The organism is Aeromonas sp. Marseille-Q5825 (assembly GCF_946892685.1).
In the GTDB taxonomy this organism is placed as follows: domain Bacteria; phylum Pseudomonadota; class Gammaproteobacteria; order Enterobacterales; family Aeromonadaceae; genus Aeromonas; species Aeromonas rivipollensis.
On sequence record NZ_CAMPOU010000001.1, the window covers coordinates 1,410,257 to 1,431,724 of the forward strand.

A 21,468-nucleotide genomic window follows, 5' to 3' on the forward strand; every position below is an offset into this window, starting at 1 on the left:
GCCCTTACTTGAACTGCTTGAGGAAGCGCAGATCGTTTTCGAAGAAGGCACGCAGGTCATTGACCCCGTAGCGCAGCATGGTCAGGCGCTCGACGCCCATGCCGAAGGCAAAGCCGGAGTATTTTTCCGGATCTATGCCGACCGAACGCAGCACGTTCGGGTGCACCATGCCGCAGCCCAGCACTTCCAGCCATTTGCCGTTCTTGCCCATCACGTCCACTTCGGCGCTCGGCTCGGTGAACGGGAAGTAGGAAGGACGGAAGCGAATGGTCAAGTCTTCCTCGAAGTAGTTGCGCAGGAAGTCGTGCAGTATCCCCTTCAGCTCGGTAAAGCTGGCATGCTCGTCCACCAGTAGACCTTCAACCTGATGGAACATGGGGGTGTGGGTCATGTCGTAGTCGTTACGATAGACGCGGCCCGGCGCAATAATGCGAATTGGCGGCTGTTGCTGCTGCATGGTGCGGATCTGCACACCTGAGGTGTGGGTACGCAGCATCAGATCGGGATTGAAGTAGAAGGTATCGTGATCGGTACGCGCCGGGTGATGGGCCGGAATGTTCAGCGCATCGAAGTTGTGGAAGCCATCTTCAATCTCGGGACCGCGCTCGACCTTGAAGCCCATCTCGCCAAACAGGCGCTCGATGCGTTCAATGGTGCGGGTCACCGGGTGCAGGCCACCGTTCTCGATGCGACGACCCGGCAGGCTGATGTCGATGGTCTCGGCGGCCAGCTTCTGGTTCAGCACGGCAACTTCGAGGGCTTCACGACGCGCGTTCAAGGCATCCTGAACCAGCTGCTTGGCCTGGTTGATCACGGCGCCTGCGGCGGGACGCTCCTCAGGCGAAAGGGCGCCGAGGCCCTTCATCTGCTCGGTAAAAAAGCCCTTTTTACCCAGATATTTGACCCGGATTTCGTCGAGGGCGGCGATGTCGCTTACGCCCTCAATTTCGGCCTTGGCCTGGCCGACTACTTCTTCAAGCTGTTGCATGTCTTCCTCGTCACCACTCCCGATACAGGAGCATTTAGGCTAAATAAGGTCAAGAGGGGAATAATACAATATGAGTTAGGTTACTCGGTTTCAGCTAACTCGCTGTATCACACTCCATCACTGAGCCGTAAATGATAACCTGCTGATCCCATGGGCAGAAAGGACTTTTCGTTTCACGTGTTGCTTTTCAAGTTTCATCCCGTGTCTTACGTGGCAGCCATGTCGGGCTGCTCCCATCAGGGAAAGGATGGCGGGCTTCGAGAGATGCTTATTGACAATCTTCCGATCATAGCTGGCAAGATAAGATGTCATATAGCTCTAGTGTCAGTAGCAATATGGCGCAATCCACAAATGAGGTACAAAGCCATGTATGAGATCATAGACACCAAACGAAGCCATCGACGTGACCAGTTTCTAGCTGGCCTCCCTCTCACACTCGACTTTGAAAATGCCTCATTTGTATCCGCAATAATTCACGCAACTCATATTGCTGAACGAACCCACTATAGTGGTCAACTAAATCCGGACACTTGGTTAGGCCGATCCTCGGCTTTTGCTGGCGCGATCCCGTCATTGTGTTGATGTGGACGCCGCCAGTTGTAGTAATCCATCAGGTAATAGCTGATATCCCGCTTCGCCTCCCGCAGGTTCATATATCCCGTTGTCGGGAGCCACTCTGTCTTCAGACTCCTGAACAACCGCTCCATCGGTGCATTATCCCAACAGTTGCCACGCCGACTCATGCTCTGGGTCATGCGATGGCGCCACAGCCGCTGCCGAAATGCCCGGCTGCCATATTGGCTGCCTTGGTCGGAGTGAAACAGCACACCTGATGGGCAACCCCGCTGCTGATAGGCCATCTCGAGCGCTTTTATTACCAGCTCTGCATCAGGCTTGTCAGACATCGCCCAGCCCACGACTCGGCGGGCATAAAGGTCGAGCACCACCGCCAGATAATTCCAACGACCACCTGCCCAGACGTAGGTGATATCGCCACACCACACCTGATTGGGCTGCTGGACATCAAATTCACGGGCCAGCAGATTGGGAATATCCGGTCGTTCAGACCGGGCGACCTGATAGCGATGAGCGCCCGGTTGCTTGGATACCAGACCGACCTCCTTCATCAGACTGCGCACTTTGAATCGGCCAATCTGATGCCCCAGCGCTCGCATCATCGACATCAAGGCGCGGCTGCCCGCTGAGTTCCGGCTCTCTTTGAACAAACGGCGCAACTCGCTGCGTTGCTGCATCCGCTCACGGTTAATCGTCAGCTTGCGGGCCAGATAGTCGTAAAAACAGGATGTTGGAACATCGAAAGCGCAGCAGACCAGAGTGATAGGGGCTTGCTCCCTTAATCGGTCTATCAGCGCGTACGTTTGAACTCGTCCGTCATCAAGAGAGCCGTAGCCTTTTTTAGAATGTCCTTTTCGCGCTCGAGCCGGTTGATGCGGGCTTCCAGCTCCTGGATTTTCTGCTGCTCCGGGGTCAGCGCTTTGCCGATTGGGGTGGTGCCGGTTCGTTCGGATTGGAGCTGCTGAACCCATCGGCGAAGTATGGTTTCACCGACATCCAGTGAACGGCTGGCTTCGGGGACAGAGTATCCCTGGTCGAGTACCAGGGATGCGGCTTCGAGTTTGAATTCAGCAGTAAATGAGCGACGTAATCTTGTCATTGAACACCTCAAGTCATGGTGGCGACTGTACCACCTAAAATGGTGTCCGGGATGATTAGACTACTACATACTGCACGCCGCGGTATAAGCTCCCCGCTGCCACGCCGTTGCTTCAGCGCTTGTCTGAACGCCATCGCCACCGACTCGGCGTGCATCCCTTCGTGCACGTGATGACCCACTATCTTGCGTGAGTAAGCATCCGTCACCAGGCTCAGGTACAGCGGCCCGCTCCTGGCTGGCAGATAGGTGATGTCGGCGACCCAGACTTGCTCCGGTGCCACCGGCGTGACCTGCTCCGGCCCGGCCTTGAGCAAGTTGGGATGACGGTAGATACGGTGAAAACTGTGGGTGGTCTTGTGATACGCCCGCTTTGGCTGCACCAGCAGGCGGTGCTCGGCCAATATCTGAAACAGCCTGTCCCGCCCGACCTTGAGCCCGCCATCATCCTGACCCTGAAGCAGATAATGCAGCTTGCGGGTGCCCACCCGTGGTTGTCGCAGCCGTACCTGACGCACGAAGCGCACCACCTGCAGCCCCTGTGCATGGCGCAGGTCGGCAACCCGATTGCGCTTGTAGTAAGCCTGACGGCTTATCCCCAGAAACCGACAAGCCCTGACGATGGTCAGCCTCTGGACTTGCCGCTGCGAGAGGACTTGCCGGGTCGCTTTTTTACGATGGAGACGCCGTAGTCGTTCTTCAATACATCGACGACGGCCTCAAAGAACTGGGCCTTCTGGCTCATCAGCGCCAGCTGCTGCTCGAGCTCCTTGATGCGCTGTTCGGGCGTCTGGTTGTTGGGGTCAGGCATAGTGATGCTCCTGCCGGCGCGCACAGAAGCCCCCTGGCTCCAATCTTGCCGACCATGTTTACGCAACCATACCAGAACGGTGGAGTTGCCCTGAATGCCGTATCGGGCTTGTGCCTGCTGGCAGGTGAGCTCGCCTTTTTCAATCTGCTCGACCAGCGCCAGTTTAAAAGTCAGCGAGTAATCGCGCTGTGTCCGTTTCACACCTTGTCCCATCGGGCTCTCCATTTATGTGGGGGAAAGGTGTAAACCATATTCAGGACGGGACACACAGCTCAAAAAAGTGATGATTCTTTATGTCCTTCAACTGCTGACTAAAAAGAAGGCCCCAATATATGGGGCCTTCTTCTAGTTGTGTGGTGCCCAAGTCAGTGAGCCGCCAACTCACGAAAAAGGTCTGGCTTATCCTGGATAAGCCCCAACACTTTGGCAGCCAATCCCGTTGGATTGCGGCGTCGGGTTTCCCAGCTTTTGACCGTATCCACACTCGTTCCCAGTGCTTGGGCAAACTCCTGTTGCGATACCTTGAGGGCCAGGCGAATGGCCTTGACGTCAGCGACCTCGTATTTGGTCCGTGCAGCAGGCTCTACGCGACCCTGCTTGATCTCGACAGCCTCTTCCAGGGAAGCCTTCAGTTCGTCAAACATATTCATATCAAACCTCCCCTTTCAGTAACGTGGTCAATTTCTTCAGCTCTGCCTTTTCTGCAGCAGTGAGGCTCTCTTTCTCACTCTTCGCATACGCCAGTACCAGGTAAATCGTCTCTACAGTTGCCAAGAAGTAGATTACCCTGGCACTGCCGCTTTTCCCTTGCTGGCCTGTTGCCATGCGAACTTTTCGCAAGCCACCAGTACCTTGGATCAAGTCGCCTTTTTCTGGCTGGGCAATCAGCTCGACTTGCAGTGCTCTGAGCTCATCGTCTGTCGCTAAGGCTTTTATCTGTCTGGTGAAGATAGAGGTTTCAATAAATTCAATCGCGTGACTCACGCATCACTCACTCTGAGCATTCATCATGGTGTACATAGTACACACCACGAGTCTGCAAGGCAACATGGCCACTCTGGCAGTGCCACACCCTTGCAGCCAATACGCCCACCAGGCTCTCAGGCTACGATGGCATTGAGCAAAATAAATGGGGCAATATGTGGACATTAAAAACAAAAAAACCATATAAAACAGCTAATTACAGATACAAAAAAGGAGGCCTGAGCCTCCTTTTATCTTTCATAACAGAACTGGATTAAACCAGAGCTGCTTTGGCCTTTTCAACCAGGGCGGTGAAAGCCAGCTTGTCGTGAACGGCGATATCGGACAGGATCTTGCGATCGATCTCGATAGAAGCCTTCTTCAGACCGTCGATCAGACGGCTGTAGGACAGACCGTTCTGACGGGCTGCAGCGTTGATACGCGCAATCCACAGCTGACGGAACTGACGCTTCTTCTGGCGACGGTCACGGTAGGCATACTGACCAGCTTTGGTTACCGCTTGTACCGCTACGCGGTAGACACGGGAACGGGCGCCGTAGTAACCCTTGGCGGCTTTCATTACTTTCTTGTGACGAGCGCGAGCAGTCACACCACGTTTAACTCTTGGCATTTTTCACATCCCCCTTATGCGTACGGCAGACAAGCGACAACACGTTTGTGGTCGGCAGCAGAAACCATGAACTTCGGCCCCAGCTTACGCTTACGCTTACTGCTCTTCTTGGTCAGGATGTGACGCAGGTGGTTGTGCTTGCACTTGAAGCGACCTGAGCCAGTCTTCTTGAAGCGCTTTGCAGCACCCCGGTTGGTTTTCATCTTCGGCATTTCATACTCCGCATTGTGAGTGACAACAAAATCGCAAGGCGAACCGACTCATGGGACGAACCCATGAGTCAATTTCTTGTGGGCCTTAAGATTTCTTCTTGGGTGCGAGGACCATCACAGCTTGACGGCCTTCGACTTTCGGGAACGACTCGACTACGGCCAACTCTTCCAGATCGTTCTTGACTCGCTCCAGAACCTTGATACCAAGATCCTGGTGGGCCATTTCACGACCACGGAAGCGCAGGGTGACCTTCGCCTTGTCCCCGTCTTCCAGAAAGCGAACCAGGTTGCGTAGTTTTACCTGATAGTCGCCTTCGTCAGTGCCAGGACGGAATTTGATTTCCTTTACCTGGACGACTTTCTGCTTTTTCTTCTGTTCTTTGGTGGTCTTGCTCTTTTCGTAGAGGAATTTGCCGTAATCCATGATTCGGCAAACGGGCGGCTCAGCGTTAGGACTGATCTCGACCAGATCCACTCCGGCTTCAAGGGCCAAGTTCAGTGCATCCTGAATGGTAGTGATGCCAATGGCCTCACCGTCCAAACCAGTCAGACGAACTTCTTTCAGACGGATCTCTTCATTGATCCGGTGAGCGCGGGCTTGCGGTTGCTTGCCCAGTTTTTTTCCGCCTTTTATAGCTTATTCCTCCACTTTCTTTTGTCCGCGGGTCTGAACTTCCTGGGTTAACAAAGCTATCAGCTCTTCAACAGGATAAGAACCCAGGTCAGCCCCTTTACGAGTCCGTACTGCAATCTTGCCGGCTTCTACTTCTTTATCGCCGCAGACCAGCATGAAAGGCACTCGCTTCAAAGTATGCTCGCGGATTTTAAAGCCAATCTTCTCATTTCTCAAGTCCGCTTTTGCGCGAAGGCCCGCATCATTCAATGCCTTGGCAACTTTCACCGCATAATCGGCCTGATTATCCGTGATATTCATGACCACGGCCTGAGTCGGTGCCAGCCAGGTCGGGAACAGTCCGGCGTACTCTTCGGTCAGGATACCGATGAAACGCTCGAGGGACCCGAGAATGGCCCGGTGGATCATCACGGGTACGTGACGTTCGTTGTCTTCGCCCACATAAGTGGCACCAAGACGGCCCGGCAAGGCAAAATCGAGCTGCACGGTACCACACTGCCACGCACGATCAAGACAATCGTGCAGGGTGAATTCGATCTTGGGACCGTAGAAAGCCCCTTCCCCCGGCTGCAAATCGTACTTCAGACCGTTGAGCACCAGGGCTTCAGCCAGGGCGGCTTCCGCGCGATCCCAGGCTTCATCGGAACCGATGCGCTGCTCCGGACGGGTGGAGAGCTTGACCACGATGTTTTCGAAGCCAAAGGTGCCGTAGACGTCATAGACCATGCGAATACAGGCCGAGACCTCTTCCATGATCTGATCTTCGGTACAGAAGATGTGCGCGTCATCCTGGGTGAAGCCACGCACCCGCATCAGACCGTGCAGGGAGCCAGAGGGCTCGTTGCGATGGCAGGAGCCGAACTCGGCCATGCGCAGCGGCAGATCCCGGTAGGACTTCAGACCCTGGTTGAAGATCTGCACGTGACCCGGGCAGTTCATCGGCTTGATGGCGTACTCGCGGTTCTCGGACTGGGTGGTGAACATGGCCTGGGCATACTTCTCCCAGTGGCCGGAGCGTTCCCACAGCACGCGATCCATCATGAAGGGGCCTTTCACCTCCTGATAGTCGTACTCCTTGAGCTTGCCGCGGATAAAGGTTTCCAGCTCACGGAAGATGGTCCAGCCATCGTTGTGCCAGAACACCATGCCGGGAGCCTCTTCCTGCATGTGGTACAGGTCGAGCTGCTTGCCAATCTTGCGGTGGTCGCGCTTGGCGGCCTCTTCAAGACGCTGCAGGTAGGCCTTGAGCTGCTTCTTGTCGGCCCAGGCGGTGCCGTAGATGCGCTGCAGCATCTTGTTGTTGGAGTCGCCGCGCCAGTAGGCGCCGGACATCTTCTGCAGCTTGAAATGGTGGCAGTGACGCATGTTCGGCACGTGGGGGCCGCGACACATGTCGACGTACTCTTCGTGATGATAGAGACCGGGCTGGTCATCACGGGCAATGTTCTGATCCAGGATCTCGACCTTGTAGGTCTCGCCGCGGGCCTCGAACACGTCGCGCGCCTCCTGCCAGGAGACCTTCTTCTTGACGACGTCGTAATCCTTGGCGGCCAGCGCCAGCATGCGCTCTTCCAGGGCAGCCAGATCTTCATCGGTCAGGGTGCGGTCGAGATCAACGTCGTAGTAAAAACCGTTGTCAATGACAGGACCTATGGCCATCTTGGTCTGGGGCCAGAGTTGCTTGATGGCATGACCCAGCAGGTGGGCGCAGGAGTGGCGCAGAATGTCCAGACCGTCTTCGTCTTTGGCGGTGATGATGGCCAGGGAGGCATCGGCTTCGATCAGCTCGCACGCATCCACCAGTTCACCGTTCACCCGGCCGGCAATGCACGCCTTGGCGAGACCGGGACCTATGTCGGCGGCGACGTCCATGACGGAAACGGCGTGGGGAAATTGACGTTGGCTGCCGTCAGGCAGAGTAATGATTGGCATTAGGTGTTTCCTTATACAGTGGTGCCCCCTACCAAAGGGCACATGTAGGCTTTAGAAATCTTTAAATTTCAAGAGGTTCGCTTATGAGTTTCACCGTTCACAATACGGTTGGTACACATAGCGGTACACACTTTATTTTGTGTCTTTAACCACCAATAAGCATGTTCGCTGAGGATTGTATCAGACGTCACGACTCAGACAAGTTGCCTTGCCGATTTTGTATACCATGGAATGGGAAAGCGAGGTGCGCCGTCATCAGTTGATTTGCCTGGTGTCACAGAGGCAATCGGGACGGTGCACATGCGATGCGGGTCCCGTGGCGCCCTCTCTGTGCTAGGGTTCCAGTGAGGCGTCTGCCTGAGCAAGGAGAGCATGATGTACACCTATGAGATTTCGTTTCCGGAGCATGCGGAGAAGATTGTCCACCCGGACCACCTGCTGACGACACACTGCCCCGTCCATCTCGGGGAGCTGGTGATCCTGAGCGATGGCAGCAAGCGAGAGGTATGCAGCATAGTGCACAGCGCCGATCGCAGTACCCTCTATGTCACCGACGTGACACCGGGCAAGATCACCGCCAGCCGCTGAGGGGCTAACCCTCCCCCAGCAGTGACTGGCCATTGAAATCGAAGGCGCTGCGACCCTCTTCGGCCAGCGCCAGCTCCTGCAATACCGTCAACGCCAGCTTGTTGCCCTTTTGCGAGGCCTGATAGAGCCACTGCTTGGCCTCGGCCATGTCGACCCGACCGTTGACCCCCATCAGATGCAGTACCCCCACCTTGAGCATGGCGGGCACATCCCCGTTGCGGGCCGCCCGCTCCATCCAGTGAAAGGCGATACGCAAATCCCGTGGCACACCGACCCCACGCAGATAGAGCTCCGCCAACCGGTACTGGCCAAACGCATCTCCCGCCTCGGCGGACTGACGATAGAGTCGGATGGCCTGCACCAGATCCTGTTCGCTCCCCTGCCCCAGCTCATGGCTCCACCCCATCAGCGCCTGCGCCCTGGGTTGACCCTGCTCGGCCAACGGCTGCCAGATGCCGGTCGCCTGCTCGAAGTGACCTACCCGCCAGGCGCGGTTGGCCGCTGCCAGCTCCTGCTCGGTGGAGAGCGGGAGCAGACGCCAGGCGACCAGGGCAATGACGCCGATAAACAGCCAGCGGTAAGTGGTGGGACTCATGACAATTTCCGTGATCCAGTTCGCATTTTGTCTATGTAAACGAAATGTAGCGACAGATCAAGCAAGAGATCCCGTTCTTTGGCCGAGTGAAATAAGGGAAGACTGGCCGGACTTGATGTTTGGCACTATCCCGAGCAAAATAACTGTATATATAAACAGTGCATGGTGTGATGAGATGGCAGGACGAGGCAGCACCCACAATATCGAACACCGTTTCAGCGGCCCGCGGATCGATGCCGTCGATGATGGCTGGCAGGCGGTGGAATGGGAGGCGGCATTTCGTGCGTCCCAGCCCAGAACCGAGGTGCGGGAGATCCAGGCCAAGAGCATCATCAGCCACAACCTCTCGCCGGATGTCCCCTTCGGCCGCTCCATCAATCCCTATCAGGGATGCGAGCACGGCTGCATCTACTGCTATGCCAGACCCAGCCACGCCTACCTGGAGCTCTCCCCCGGCCTGGATTTCGAGACCAGGCTGTTTGCCAAGCTCAATGCGGCCACGCTGCTGCGCCGGGAGTTTGCCAAGCCGAGCTACCAGCCGCAGACCATAGTGCTCGGGGCCAATACCGATCCCTACCAGCCCATAGAGCACCACTATCGCCTCACCCGCGAGCTGCTGGAGGTGATGCTGGCCCATCGCCACCCGGTGGGGATCATCACCAAGAGCGCCATGATATTGCGCGATCTCGATCTGCTGGCCGAGCTGGCCCGGGAGGGGCTGTGCCAGGTGATGGTGTCGGTCACCACCCTGAACGAGACGCTGAGGCGACAGCTGGAGCCCCGCGCCAGCACGGGCGCGGGTCGGCTCAAGGTCATCGAGAAGCTGGCCCAGGCCGGGATACCTGTGGGGGTACTGGCGGCCCCCATGATCCCCAGGCTCAATGAGCCCGAGCTGGAGCAGATCATCAAGGGCGCCGTGGAGGCGGGCGCCGGCTGCGCCGACTATATCCTGCTGAGACTGCCCCACGAGCTGACCACCTTGTTTTGCGACTGGCTTGAGGAGCACTACCCCGGTCAAAAGGAAGCCATCCTGAACCAATTGCGGGCAAGCCGGGGCGGCAACCTCAACAGCCCCGCCTTCGGTACCCGTATGCGCGGAGAGGGGCAATTCGCCGACTTGCTCGCCCAGCGCTTTCGCCTCATCAGCAAGCGCCTTGGTTTGGGCAAGCGCCACGTGCAGCTCAATGTGGAGCGCTTCTTACGCCCCAACGAGCAGTTGCGCCTGTTCTGATGGCAGCGGCTATCTCTGATCAGCCTCTGGGCCTGGGCGGATAAGGGCTCACCGGCTTGCCCTGTGCGGAGCGCTTCCTGCGCCCCAACGAGCAGTTGCGTCTGTTCTGATGGCTGCGGCTATCTCTGATCAGCCTCTGGGCCTGGGCGGATGAGGGCGCACCGGCTTGCCCTGCGCTATCAGCTCGGCGGGCAGGCGCGATGGCTCATAAGCGACTTCCTCCTGCTCGCTGTGCGCCAATGCCTTGGCATCCTCTCCCCACATCCGGCTCCACCAGATCTCCCACATGATCCAACTGGTCATACCCTGCTCCTTCTGGATGATATTGCCAACGCCGGGCTCGGGCATGGTCGTGCCCTTGCCCCACCTGAACAGCCGCAGTCTGTCCCGCCGGGATGACAACCAGATGACGTCGGGATGAAGGATTGAATGAGCAAGAGAGCCCGGAGCGGGAAAATCCGACGCCAGCACAGGGGTCACTGCAGGCAGTATCGAGTGGCCCAGCGCGGCGGGATGACATCAAGGCTGGAGAAACAAAAAGAGCGACCCAAGGGCCGCTCTTTTATCGAGGCAGGTAACGATTATTCGTCGTCAGCCACACCCTCTTCGCTGGAGCCAGCATCGTCGGCAGCACCGGTGTCTGGCGCAGTCTCTGCCCCTTCCACCTGCTCGCCGTCGATGGCCATGCCCTCAGTGACCAGAGCGTCGTTCTCTTCCTCGTCGCTCTCGGCGATGCGCTGCAGGCCGACCACGGTCTCGTCTTCACCGGTACGGATCAGACGGACACCGCCGGTGTTACGGCCAATGACGCTCACCTCGGCAACGCGAGTACGGACCAGGGTGCCGCCGTTGGTAATCAGCATGATCTGGTCGGTATCTTCGACCTGGATCGCATCGATCACCTTGCCGTTGCGCTCGTCCACCTTGATGGAGCGAACGCCCTGGGTACCACGGCTCTTGGTCGGGTACTCTTCGAGTGCGGTACGCTTGCCGTAACCGTTCTCGGTGGCGGTGAGGATGGCCCCAATCCCGCGCGGAACGATAAGGGAAACCACCTTGTCGCCAGCGGCCAGCTTGATGCCGCGGACACCGGCGGCGGTACGACCCATGGGACGTACGCCCTTGAAGGTACCCTTGCTTTCGGTGCCTTCAGTGCCTTCGCCGTTGTCGCTGCCATCATCGTCGTCGTCGGTCTCGACGTCATCGCTGGCATCCGCATCGGCTACATCGGCGCGACCGCTGCCTTCAGCGAAGCGAACCACCTTGCCCGCGTCGGAGAAGAGCATGATCTCGTTGCTGCCGTCGGTGATGTCCACCCCGATCAGCTCATCACCCTCTTTGAGGTTGATGGCGCGAATACCGGAGGAGAGCGGACGGCTGAAGTCAGACAGGCTGGTCTTCTTCACGGTGCCGTTGGCGGTGGCGAAGAAGACGTACTTGTCGGCATCATATTCCTTCACCGGCAGTATGGCGGTGATGCGCTCACCCTCTTCCAGCGGCAGCAGGTTGATGATGGGACGACCACGAGCGCCACGGGACGCTTCCGGCAGCTGATAGACCTTGAGCCAGTAGACCTTGCCACGGGTGGAGAAGCACAGAATGGTGTCGTGGGTGTTGGCCACCAGCAGACGCTCCACAAAGTCCTCTTCCTTGATCCGGGTGGCCGACTTGCCACGACCACCGCGGCGCTGGGCCTCGTAGTCGGAGAGCGGCTGATACTTCACATAGCCCTGGTGAGACAGGGTGACGACCACGTCTTCCGGGGTGATCAGATCTTCGATGTTGATCTCGGCACTGGACATGCTGATCTCGGTGCGACGCTCGTCGCCATACTGCTCGCGCACGGCCAGCAGTTCATCGCGGATCACTTCCATCAGGCGTTCCGGGCTTGCCAGGATGAACAGCAGCTCGGCGATGAGATCCAGCAGAGATTGGTACTCTTCCAGGATCTTCTCGTGCTCGAGGCCGGTCAGCTTGTGCAGACGCAGGTCAAGGATGGCCTGGGCCTGGATCTCGGTCAGGAAGTACTGCCCTTCACGGATACCGAATTCCGGCTCCAGCCACTCCGGCCGCGCCGCGTCGTCGCCCGCTTTTTCCAGCATGGCGGCCACGTTGCCGAGTTCCCAGCCCTTGGCAACCAGGCCCGCTTTCGCATCCGCCGGGGTCGCACTGTGGCGAATGAGTTCAATGATGGGGTCTATGTTGGCCAGCGCCACCGCCAGACCTTCCAGGATGTGCGCCCGATCCCGCGCCTTGCGCAGTTCGAACACAGTCCGGCGGGTCACTACCTCACGGCGGTGCAGCAGGAAGGCATCCAGGATCTCTTTGAGATTCATCACCTTGGGCTGGTTGTTATCGAGCGCCACCATGTTGATGCCGAACGTGGTCTGCATCTGGGTGTGCTTGTAGAGATTGTTCAGCACAATCTCGCCGGACTCGCCGCGCTTGATCTCGATAACGATGCGCATGCCGTCTTTGTCAGACTCATCACGCAGGGCACTGATGCCCTCGACCTTCTTCTCTTTGACCAGCTCGGCGATCTTCTCGATCAGCCGCGCCTTGTTCACCTGATAGGGGATCTCGTGAACGATGATGGTCTCGCGACTCGTCTTCTCGTCCACTTCCACCTCGGCCTTGGCACGTACATAGACGGAGCCGCGACCGGTGCGGTAGGCCTGTATGATGCCGGAACGCCCGTTGATGATGCCGCCGGTGGGGAAATCGGGCCCGGTGACATAGGTCATCAGCTCGTCAATGGTGAGGGCGCCATTCTCGATCAACGCCAGACAGCCGTTGACTATCTCGGTGAGGTTATGAGGAGGAATGTTGGTCGCCATGCCCACCGCGATACCGGAGGAGCCGTTGATCAACAGGGTGGGTACCTTGGTGGGCATGACAGCCGGGATCATCTCGGTGCCGTCGTAGTTCGGCACCCAGTCCACTGTCTCTTTGTCCAGATCGGCCAGCAACTCGTGGGAGATGCGCGCCATCCGCACTTCGGTGTAACGCATGGCCGCAGCATTGTCGCCATCGACCGAGCCGAAGTTGCCCTGACCATCGACCAGCATGTAACGCATGGAGAAATCCTGCGCCATCCGGACAATAGTGTCATACACGGCGCTGTCGCCGTGCGGGTGATATTTACCGATTACGTCACCGACCACACGGGCCGATTTCTTATAGGGCTTGTTCCAGTCGTTCCCCAACTCGTTCATAGCAAACAGAACGCGGCGGTGAACCGGTTTCAAGCCATCACGCACATCCGGCAGAGCTCGTCCTACGATCACGCTCATGGCGTAATCCAGATAGGAACTCTTGAGCTCTTCTTCGATGTTGACCGGCGTGATCTCTCTGGCCAGATCGCTCATAGAAAGCCTTAATCCCTAATTAGTTGTTCTTTGGCTTAAACAGCGCGACATGGTAACACACTGAGCCAAATACCTTAAGCCACAAATCCGGGTAACACGTCGGGCTGGTGTGACCAAGTCCGTCCGTTATAATGCCCGCCAGGACAATAGATTGCGCGCGCCCTGCCCGCTGCGCGCCCTGCCACAGGATCATCAAAAAATGAACAGTGATGCCAATGTCGATCTGACAGAAATCGCCAAATTTGAAGCCATCGCCTCCCGCTGGTGGGACATGGAGGGCGAGTTCAAACCCCTGCATCAAATCAACCCGGTGCGCCTTGACTGGATCACCGACAAGAGCGGCGGCCTGTTTGGCAAACGCGTGCTCGACATCGGCTGCGGTGGCGGCATCCTCTCCGAGAGCATGGCCCGCCGTGGTGCTCGCGTGACCGGCATCGACATGGGCAAGGAGCCCCTCGGGGTCGCCCGTCTGCACGCTCTCGAGCAGGGGGTGGAGCTCGAATACCGCCAGATGACCGCCGAGGCCCACGCGAACGAGGCCCCGGGCCAGTATGATGTGGTCACCTGCATGGAGATGCTGGAGCACGTGCCGGATCCGGCCTCCGTGCTGCGCGCCATCGCCACCCTGGTGCGTCCGGGGGGCAAGGTGTTCGTCTCCACCATCAATCGCAACCCGAAAGCCTACCTGATGATGATCCTGGGGGCCGAGTACCTGCTGAAGATGGTGCCCAAGGGCACCCACGATCACAAAAAGTTCATCACCCCCGCCGAGCTGTGTCGCATGGGTGAAGCCGCGGGCCTCTTGGTACGGGACATGAGCGGGGTACACTACGCGCCGCTCTCCAACAGCTTCAAGCTCGGCAAGAACGTCGACGTCAACTACATGGTGGCCTTCGTGCGCCCGGAGTCAGTCTGATGAACACCGGCAAGGCGCCCCTGCGCTGCGTGCTGTTCGATCTGGACGGCACCCTGCTCGACACGGCCCCGGATCTCGGTGCCGCCGTCAACCATGTGCTGATAAGCGAAGGCTTTGCCCCGCTGCCCGAGGCCATCATCCGCCAGACCACCTCCCACGGGGCGCTCGGGCTGCTCAAGGCGGGCCTCGGCGACGATCTGCTGGAAGAGCTGGGGGCCACGCGCCTTCGCACCGCCCTGCTCGACCATTACGCGGCCAACCTCTGTGTCGGCACCCGTCCCTATGAGGGGATGCTGGATCTCATCGAGTGGCTCGATGAGAAGAAACTGCCCTGGGGCATAGTCACCAACAAGCCGGGTTTTCTCACCGAGCCGCTCTTGGCGGCCCTGCCGGCGCTGGCCAGTTGCGGGGTGACGGTCAGCGCCGATACCCTGCCGGTGCGCAAGCCCGACCCCGCCCCCATGTTCTTTGCCTGCGAGCGGCTCGGGGTCGAGGCGAGCCAGTGTCTCTATGTGGGGGATCACGTGCGGGACATAGAGGCGGGGCGCAACGCCGGCATGCGTACCGCGGTGGCGGGTTGGGGCTATCTGAGCGATGACGAGGATACCGCCGACTGGGGGGCGGATCTGCAGTTCGACACTGTGCAGGCCCTCCACCATTGGCTGCGCTACGAGCTGAGCTGAGCCAGACCAGCACTGCACTGCACTGCACTGCACTGCACTGCACTGCATAAACGGTATAAGTGGAACATCGGGGTATGTATCTGCAGTTCGACGCCCTACAAGGCAGGCCCAGCACCACTGGCTGCGCTACGAGCTGACCTGAGCCAGTCCTGTGCCGGCACTGTTCTGCATAACGCTTATAGATGGATCATCCGGGCAGCTTTAGCGTCAGAGGGTTCCCAGATGAGCACGACGCTCATTCACCGATCCTCACAATGGCAATGACAGGGGGCGCAGATGCGCCCCCTGTTTTGAGGGGATGACAACTGCATGCCTGCGGTGACAGGACAGCTTTTGACCCTGGCTGCACAAGGGATAACCAGGCTGAATTTGCTAGTAAAAACACCCTCTTTTCGCAAGCAAAAAAAGTTATTTAAATTTTCCATCTTCGATCATCGGACTTGCATTTGCCGGATCGGACGGATGAAAACCCACTCACTGTGAGCAGTCACTAACTCGAGCCCGAACACCCACAATTTATCCACAGCTAATGCGTTATCCACAGATTGCAATGCCGTGCCGACCTCACTATCTTGTAGTTCGAATTTAAAATAACACTATATCTTGTGATTCATGGCGCAGTTCGCCCCCAGGCCACCCTAGAGAAGGGAACCCTGGATGCGTGGCGCCATGGTTTTTCGGGAATCAACTAAAGGTCATCAGCCAATGAACTTGTTTGTGACGAAGCGTAACGGCCACAAAGAACCCATCGATCTGGATAAAATTCACCGCGTGCTCGACTGGGCCGCCGAGAAGCTCGACAACGTGTCGGTTTCCCAGGTGGAGCTCAAGTCCCACATCCAGTTCTATGACGGTATCCGTACCGCCGATATCCACGAAACCGTCATCAAGGCCGCTGCTGACCTGATCTCCGAACAGAGCCCGGATTACCAGTACATGGCCGCCCGCCTGGCCATCTTCCACCTGCGCAAGAAAGCCTACGGCCAGTTCGAGCCGCCCCACCTCTACCAGCACGTCGCCCGTCTGGTAGACATGGGCAAGTACGACAAGCACCTGCTGACCGACTATACCCAGGCCGAATTCGAGGAGCTGAACGAGCACCTGGATCACTGGCGTGACATGGACTTCTCCTACGCTGCCGTCAAGCAGCTCGAAGGCAAGTACCTGGTGCAGAACCGCGTCACCGGCGAAATTTACGAGAGCCCGCAGTTCCTCTACATCCTGGTGGCGGCCTGCCTCTTCTCCAAGTATCCGAAAGATACCCGTCTGGACTACATCAAGCGTTTCTACGATGCGGTCTCGACCTTCAAAATCTCCCTGCCCACCCCCATCATGAGCGGCGTGCGCACCCCGACTCGTCAGTTCAGCTCCTGCGTGCTGATCGAGTGCGATGACAGCCTGGATTCCATCAATGCCACCGCCAGCGCCATAGTGCGCTACGTCTCCCAGCGCGCAGGCATCGGCATCAACGCCGGCCGCATCCGTGGCCTGGGCAGCCCCATCCGTGGCGGCGAAGCCTTCCACACCGGCTGCATCCCCTTCTACAAGTACTTCCAGACTGCCGTGAAGTGCTGCTCCCAGGGCGGCGTGCGCGGCGGTGCCGCCACCCTCTTCTACCCCCTGTGGCACACCGAGGTGGAGAGCCTGCTGGTCCTGAAGAACAACCGCGGCGTGGAAGAGAACCGGGTCCGTCACATGGACTACGGGGTGCAGATCAACAAGCTGATGTACCAGCGCCTCATCAAGGGCGGCGACATCACATTGTTCTCCCCCTCCGATGCGCCGGGTCTGTACGACGCCTTCTTCGCGGATCAGGACAAGTTCGAGCAGCTCTACGTCAAGTACGAGCAGGATCCGTCCATTCGCAAGAAGACCCTCAAGGCGGTGGATCTCTTCTCCCTGATGATGCAGGAGCGCGCCGGTACCGGTCGCATCTACATCCAGAACGTGGATCACTGCAACACCCACAGCCCCTTCGATCCGAGCGTGGCCCCGGTGCGCCAGTCCAACCTCTGTCTCGAGATTGCGCTGCCCACCAAGCCGCTCAACAACGTGGATGACGAAGAGGGCGAAATCGCCCTGTGCACCCTGTCTGCCTTCAACCTCGGCGCCATCGAGAAGCTGGAAGACCTGGAAGAGATGGCCGATCTGGCGGTGCGCGCCCTGGATGCCCTGCTCGACTATCAGGACTACCCGCTCAAGGCCGCGATGAAGGGCAGCATGAACCGCCGCACCCTGGGGATAGGCGTCATCAACTACGCCTACTACCTGGCCAAGAACGGCGCCCGCTACTCCGACGGCTCAGGTCTGGCCCTGACCCACCGCACCTTCGAGGCGATCCAGTACTACCTGCTGAAGGCATCCGTGCAGCTGGCCCGCGAGTTCGGCCCCTGCCCGGCCTTCAACGAGACCACCTACGCCCAGGGTATCCTGCCCATAGATACCTATAAAAAGGATCTGGATGTGCTGTGCAACGAGCCGCTGCACCTGGACTGGGAAAGCCTGCGTGAAGAGATAAAGACGGTGGGTCTGCGCAACTCCACCCTGACCGCCCTGATGCCGAGCGAGACCTCCAGCCAGATCTCCAATGCCACCAACGGCATAGAGCCGCCGCGCGGCCTGGTGTCGGTCAAGGCCTCCAAGGACGGCATCCTCAAGCAGGTGGTGCCCGAGTACCATCGCCTGAAGGATCAGTACGAACTGCTGTGGAAGCAGCCGAGCGTCGACGGTTATCTGCAGCTGGTCGGTATCATGCAGAAGTTTGTGGATCAGGCGATCTCCGCCAACACCAACTACGACCCGGCCCGTTTCGAAGGCAACAAGGTCCCGATGAAGCAGCTGCTCAAGGACTTGCTGACCGCCTACAAATACGGCCTCAAGACCCTCTACTATCACAACACCCGTGATGGTGCGGACGATGCCCAGACCGATCTGCAAGACGACGGTTGCGCCGGCGGGGCTTGTAAAATATAAGTCGCAGCACGATCTGATGAACCGGGCGGGAGCATGAAGCTCCCGCCCTCCTGTTTCCTCTCATTCAAGATATTCAAATCACCATGGCTTATTCAACTTTCTGCCAGACCCAGAACGACCAGCTCAAGGAGCCGATGTTCTTCGGCCAGTCGGTCAACGTGGCCCGTTATGATCAGCAAAAGCACGACATCTTCGAGCGGCTGATCGAGAAGCAACTCTCCTTCTTCTGGCGTCCGGAAGAGGTGGATGTGTCACACGATCGCATCGACTACCAGGCGCTGCCGCCCCACGAGCAGCACATCTTCATCTCCAACCTGAAGTACCAGACCCTGCTGGATTCCATCCAGGGTCGCAGCCCGAACGTGGCGCTGCTGCCGCTGGTCTCCATCCCGGAGCTGGAGACCTGGATCGAGACCTGGGCCTTCTCCGAGACCATCCACTCTCGCTCCTATACCCACATCATCCGCAACATCGTCAACAATCCGGGGCAGGTGTTCGACGACATCATCACCAACGAGCAGATCTTGAAGCGTGCCGGCTCCATCAGCCACTACTACGACGATCTGATCGAGGCGACCGCCCTCTACCATCTGCACGGGGAAGGCACCCACAGGGTGGGTGAGCGCGAGCTGACCATCACCCTGCGGGGGCTGAAGAAGAAGCTCTATCTGTGCCTGATGAGCGTCAATGCCCTGGAGGCGATCCGCTTCTACGTCAGCTTCGCCTGCTCCTTTGCCTTCGCCGAGCGCGAGCTGATGGAAGGCAACGCCAAGATCATCAAGATGATCGCCCGCGACGAGGCCCTGCACCTGACCGGCACCCAGCATATGCTGAACCTGATGCGCACCGGCCAGGACGATCCCGAGATGGCGGAGATCGCCGCCGAGTGCGAGCAAGCCTGCTTCGAGATCTTCAAGGAAGCCGCCATTCAGGAGAAGGAGTGGGCCGAGTACCTGTTCCAGGACGGCTCCATGATAGGCCTGAACAAGGACATCCTCTGCCAGTACGTGGAGTACATCACCAACCTGCGCATGAGTGCGGTCGGTCTGCAGCCAGCCTTCGCCGGCGCCAAGCAAAACCCCATCCCCTGGATCAACACCTGGCTCTCCTCTGACAACGTGCAGGTCGCCCCCCAGGAAGTGGAGGTGAGCTCCTACCTGGTCGGCCAGATCGACAGCGAAGTACACGCAGACGATCTCGGTGACTTCGAGCTGTGATGAGGTTTACCCTGATGACCTCGGTGACGTCACACCGTGAGTGACGCCACCAACATGCTACCCCCTGCCCCCTGCTCTGCCTCCGCGCAGAGCGAGGTGGGTTCGCCACGGGTGCATACCCAGGATGGCGTCCTGCACGCCCATCCCGGCGAGAGCCTGTTGGATACCCTGGAGCGCCACGGTCACAGGGTGGAGTTCCAGTGCCGCAGCGGCTATTGCGGCGCCTGCCGCACCCCGCTGCTGGCAGGCTCTGTGCACTATCCCAATGTGCCGTTGGCATTCGTCTCCCCAGGGGAGTGCCTGCCCTGCTGCTGCAAACCGGTCGGTGCCATCCGGCTGGATATCCAGAAGGATTGACCCCACCAGGGCTGAATCGCGCCCAATAAAAAGCCGCCGGAGCAATCCGGCGGCTTTTTATTGCGTCATCTGATCAGGGCGCCCTGCGCAGGCGCCCGAACCCTCAAAGGGTCATAACCAGGGAGCGGCGGTCGGCCCCTGGTGCAGGCCCAGCTTCCAGACCCGGCCAAAGTGCTTGTAGTGACCCGCGGCCACCCCGGCCTTCTCTCCCATGCCGTGATAGAGATCGAGGTGACCCTTCTTCACGGCGCCGCCCACATCCAGCGCGATCAGCAGGCGCAGCTGGTGTTTGCCGGTCCAGTTGCCGGCTTTGTCGAGCAAGGGCACTTCCGCGAGGATAGGTGTCCCCATGGGCAGCAGCGTCTTGTCGGCGGCCACCGCCGCCATGGGCAGCAGCGGAATGCCGGCGGCGCCCACCACGTCGTTGGTGGGGCGACGTTCGAAGAAGACGTAGGAGGGGTTCTGCTCCACCAGCTCCTTGACGTTCGCCTCCGGCTGGCGGTTCGCCCACTCCTTGATGGCCTTCATGGACATCTGCTCCTTGGGCACCTCGCCCCGGTCGATCAGCACCCGGCCTATGCTCACATAGCCGTGGCCGTTCTTGCCGCTGTAGCCTAGGTACTGCAACCTGTCGTCATCCCCGTAGTGCACGAAGCCGGAGCCCTGTACGTCCATCAGGAAGTTGTCGATGAGGGACTTGCTGTAGCCCAGCTCCAGCCCACGGTTGGCCAGGGCCCCTTGATGGATCTCGGCACGGCTCGGGCAGCGGCCACCGCACTTGGGCATGGCATAGATGGGGTACTTGTACTTGGCATCCGGGCGGTGGCGCACCTCCAGCACCGGCGAGTAGTAGCCGGTGAAGAGCACGTTGCCCATGCGATCGGCGCCGCCGAGCTGGGCCAGGCTGATGCCGTACTGGGTGATATGGGCCGGATCACCGCCATTGGCCACCCAGCGGGAGAGCTGGCGATAGAGTTCGCCATAGCGGCGGGTCATCTTGCCGGAGCGCTCCAGCACCAGGCGGCTCTGGGGGCCGAACTTGCTGTAGTCGGCACGCTGGCGACTGTTGACCCGCTCCACCCGCACCAGATCCCCGGGCAGGGCACCATCCAGATACTGCTTGCCCAGATTCTCGGGCACCTCGCAGTTCAGAAAACATCCGGATTCCGCCTTCTTCTGGGGCACCTTGGCGGGTTCAGGGTTGCCCGCACAACCGGCCAGCCCCACGACGGCGGCGGCAAGCCAGTACGCATGTTTATTCATATGTCCTCATATAACACCGAGCATCATGTTCGGCGGGGAAGATGCCAAATTTGCCGGGGGAAAGCAAACGCCATCCGCCCCCGGACGCCCTATTTCTCCAAAGGGGATCTTCTGGGTTATAACAAGGTGACAAGATGTGAGAGGTCGTGGATGGAACAGCTCGAAATCTTCCCCCTGACAAGCCCCTGTGTCGGGGTGTGCGAAGTGAACAACAAGGGATATTGCAAGGGGTGCCTGCGCAGCCGGGAAGAGCGCTTCAACTGGCAGGTCATGACCCCGACCCAGCAGCAGGAGGTGATGCGCCTGTGCCGCAATCGCAAGGCGCGGGTCGACGCCGCCCGCCGCAAGGCCAGAGAGGGTGAGCCCGTCGAGCCGCCATCGCAACCCGGCTGGGATTTCTGACCCCTTCCCTGCCCTCCTTCTGCCCACCAAAA

20 protein-coding genes and 1 pseudogene are annotated in these 21,468 nt (G+C 58.9%); 8 read left to right on the top strand and 13 right to left on the bottom strand.

Annotated features, from left to right (window positions below):
• Positions 1–4 precede the first annotated feature (4 nt).
• The 9 genes and pseudogenes from pheS to thrS all read right to left on the bottom strand — a co-directional run bounded on the left by pheS (position 5) and on the right by thrS (position 7,843).
• Positions 5–988, bottom strand: a complete 984-nt coding sequence (gene pheS, locus OC537_RS06470; protein ID WP_106886730.1) for a phenylalanine--tRNA ligase subunit alpha — start codon at positions 986–988, stop codon at positions 5–7.
• 512 nt (positions 989–1,500) lie between these two features.
• Positions 1,501–2,663 (bottom strand): IS3 family transposase gene (locus OC537_RS06475; RefSeq protein WP_262110434.1). Its coding sequence is split into 2 segments (ribosomal slippage): positions 1,501–2,408 and positions 2,408–2,663, totalling 1,164 coding nucleotides; the frame shifts between segments, so codons are not numbered across the junction.
• Between the two features lie 83 nt (positions 2,664–2,746).
• A pseudogene (locus OC537_RS06480) lies at positions 2,747–3,684 on the bottom strand (IS3 family transposase); the annotation flags it as partial.
• Positions 3,685–3,836: 152 nt separating this feature from the next.
• The gene (nadS, locus tag OC537_RS06485) at positions 3,837–4,121 is read right to left on the bottom strand and encodes a NadS family protein (protein ID WP_113995677.1); all 285 of its coding nucleotides are present in this window, start codon (positions 4,119–4,121) and stop codon (positions 3,837–3,839) included.
• Position 4,122: 1 nt separating this feature from the next.
• Positions 4,123–4,455: a type II toxin-antitoxin system RelE/ParE family toxin gene (locus OC537_RS06490; RefSeq protein WP_113995678.1), complete on the bottom strand. Its 333-nt coding sequence runs from the start codon at positions 4,453–4,455 to the stop codon at positions 4,123–4,125.
• A 253-nt stretch (positions 4,456–4,708) separates the two neighbouring features.
• Positions 4,709–5,065: a 50S ribosomal protein L20 gene (gene rplT, locus OC537_RS06495; RefSeq protein WP_010674800.1), complete on the bottom strand. Its 357-nt coding sequence runs from the start codon at positions 5,063–5,065 to the stop codon at positions 4,709–4,711.
• 14 nt (positions 5,066–5,079) lie between these two features.
• Complete coding sequence (rpmI, locus tag OC537_RS06500) at positions 5,080–5,277, bottom strand: 50S ribosomal protein L35 (protein WP_005315535.1); 198 nt, start codon at positions 5,275–5,277, stop codon at positions 5,080–5,082.
• Between the two features lie 85 nt (positions 5,278–5,362).
• Positions 5,363–5,893: a translation initiation factor IF-3 gene (infC, locus tag OC537_RS06505; protein ID WP_205597183.1), complete on the bottom strand. Its 531-nt coding sequence runs from the start codon at positions 5,891–5,893 to the stop codon at positions 5,363–5,365.
• A 21-nt stretch (positions 5,894–5,914) separates the two neighbouring features.
• A complete protein-coding gene (thrS, locus tag OC537_RS06510) occupies positions 5,915–7,843 on the bottom strand; it encodes a threonine--tRNA ligase (RefSeq protein ID WP_043131783.1) in 1,929 nt (642 codons plus the stop codon).
• A 372-nt stretch (positions 7,844–8,215) separates the two neighbouring features.
• Between thrS and OC537_RS06515 the strand changes: the two genes are divergently transcribed.
• The gene (locus tag OC537_RS06515; RefSeq protein ID WP_139743859.1) at positions 8,216–8,431 is read left to right on the top strand and encodes a hypothetical protein; all 216 of its coding nucleotides are present in this window, start codon (positions 8,216–8,218) and stop codon (positions 8,429–8,431) included.
• Positions 8,432–8,435: 4 nt separating this feature from the next.
• On the opposite strand, the gene OC537_RS06520 is transcribed toward OC537_RS06515, so the two are convergent.
• A complete protein-coding gene (locus OC537_RS06520; protein ID WP_162627226.1) occupies positions 8,436–9,026 on the bottom strand; it encodes a tetratricopeptide repeat protein in 591 nt (196 codons plus the stop codon).
• Positions 9,027–9,201: 175 nt separating this feature from the next.
• On the opposite strand from OC537_RS06520, the gene OC537_RS06525 reads away from it, so the two are divergent.
• Positions 9,202–10,257, top strand: coding sequence for a PA0069 family radical SAM protein (locus OC537_RS06525; RefSeq protein WP_262110445.1), 1,056 nt, complete (start codon positions 9,202–9,204; stop codon positions 10,255–10,257).
• 129 nt (positions 10,258–10,386) lie between these two features.
• Here the strand turns inward: OC537_RS06525 and OC537_RS06530 are convergent, their stop codons facing one another.
• Positions 10,387–10,560 carry a hypothetical protein gene (locus OC537_RS06530; protein WP_174218660.1) on the bottom strand — a complete coding sequence of 58 codons (174 nt, stop codon included), beginning with the start codon at positions 10,558–10,560 and terminating at the stop codon, positions 10,387–10,389.
• A 278-nt stretch (positions 10,561–10,838) separates the two neighbouring features.
• A complete protein-coding gene (gene gyrA, locus OC537_RS06535) occupies positions 10,839–13,625 on the bottom strand; it encodes a DNA topoisomerase (ATP-hydrolyzing) subunit A (RefSeq protein ID WP_262110448.1) in 2,787 nt (928 codons plus the stop codon).
• Positions 13,626–13,824: 199 nt separating this feature from the next.
• Between gyrA and ubiG the strand changes: the two genes are divergently transcribed.
• The 5 genes from ubiG to yfaE all read left to right on the top strand — a co-directional run bounded on the left by ubiG (position 13,825) and on the right by yfaE (position 19,771).
• The gene (gene ubiG, locus OC537_RS06540; RefSeq protein ID WP_167402252.1) at positions 13,825–14,541 is read left to right on the top strand and encodes a bifunctional 2-polyprenyl-6-hydroxyphenol methylase/3-demethylubiquinol 3-O-methyltransferase UbiG; all 717 of its coding nucleotides are present in this window, start codon (positions 13,825–13,827) and stop codon (positions 14,539–14,541) included.
• Entirely contained in the window at positions 14,541–15,224 is a 684-nt protein-coding gene (locus OC537_RS06545; protein WP_262110451.1) for an HAD family hydrolase, read from the top strand. The genes ubiG and OC537_RS06545 overlap by 1 nt, the downstream gene beginning before the upstream one ends.
• A 705-nt stretch (positions 15,225–15,929) precedes the next feature.
• A complete protein-coding gene (gene nrdA, locus OC537_RS06550) occupies positions 15,930–18,197 on the top strand; it encodes a class 1a ribonucleoside-diphosphate reductase subunit alpha (protein ID WP_262110453.1) in 2,268 nt (755 codons plus the stop codon).
• An 83-nt stretch (positions 18,198–18,280) separates the two neighbouring features.
• Complete coding sequence (nrdB, locus tag OC537_RS06555) at positions 18,281–19,414, top strand: class Ia ribonucleoside-diphosphate reductase subunit beta (RefSeq protein WP_033130037.1); 1,134 nt, start codon at positions 18,281–18,283, stop codon at positions 19,412–19,414.
• A gap of 36 nt (positions 19,415–19,450) precedes the next feature.
• The gene (gene yfaE / locus OC537_RS06560) at positions 19,451–19,771 is read left to right on the top strand and encodes a class I ribonucleotide reductase maintenance protein YfaE (RefSeq protein WP_262110457.1); all 321 of its coding nucleotides are present in this window, start codon (positions 19,451–19,453) and stop codon (positions 19,769–19,771) included.
• A 111-nt stretch (positions 19,772–19,882) separates the two neighbouring features.
• Here yfaE and mltA read toward each other — a convergent pair whose 3' ends face one another.
• Positions 19,883–21,034 carry a murein transglycosylase A gene (gene mltA, locus OC537_RS06565; RefSeq protein WP_139743854.1) on the bottom strand — a complete coding sequence of 384 codons (1,152 nt, stop codon included), beginning with the start codon at positions 21,032–21,034 and terminating at the stop codon, positions 19,883–19,885.
• A 150-nt stretch (positions 21,035–21,184) separates the two neighbouring features.
• Between mltA and OC537_RS06570 the strand changes: the two genes are divergently transcribed.
• Complete coding sequence (locus OC537_RS06570) at positions 21,185–21,436, top strand: DUF1289 domain-containing protein (protein WP_106886721.1); 252 nt, start codon at positions 21,185–21,187, stop codon at positions 21,434–21,436.
• Positions 21,437–21,468 lie beyond the last annotated feature (32 nt).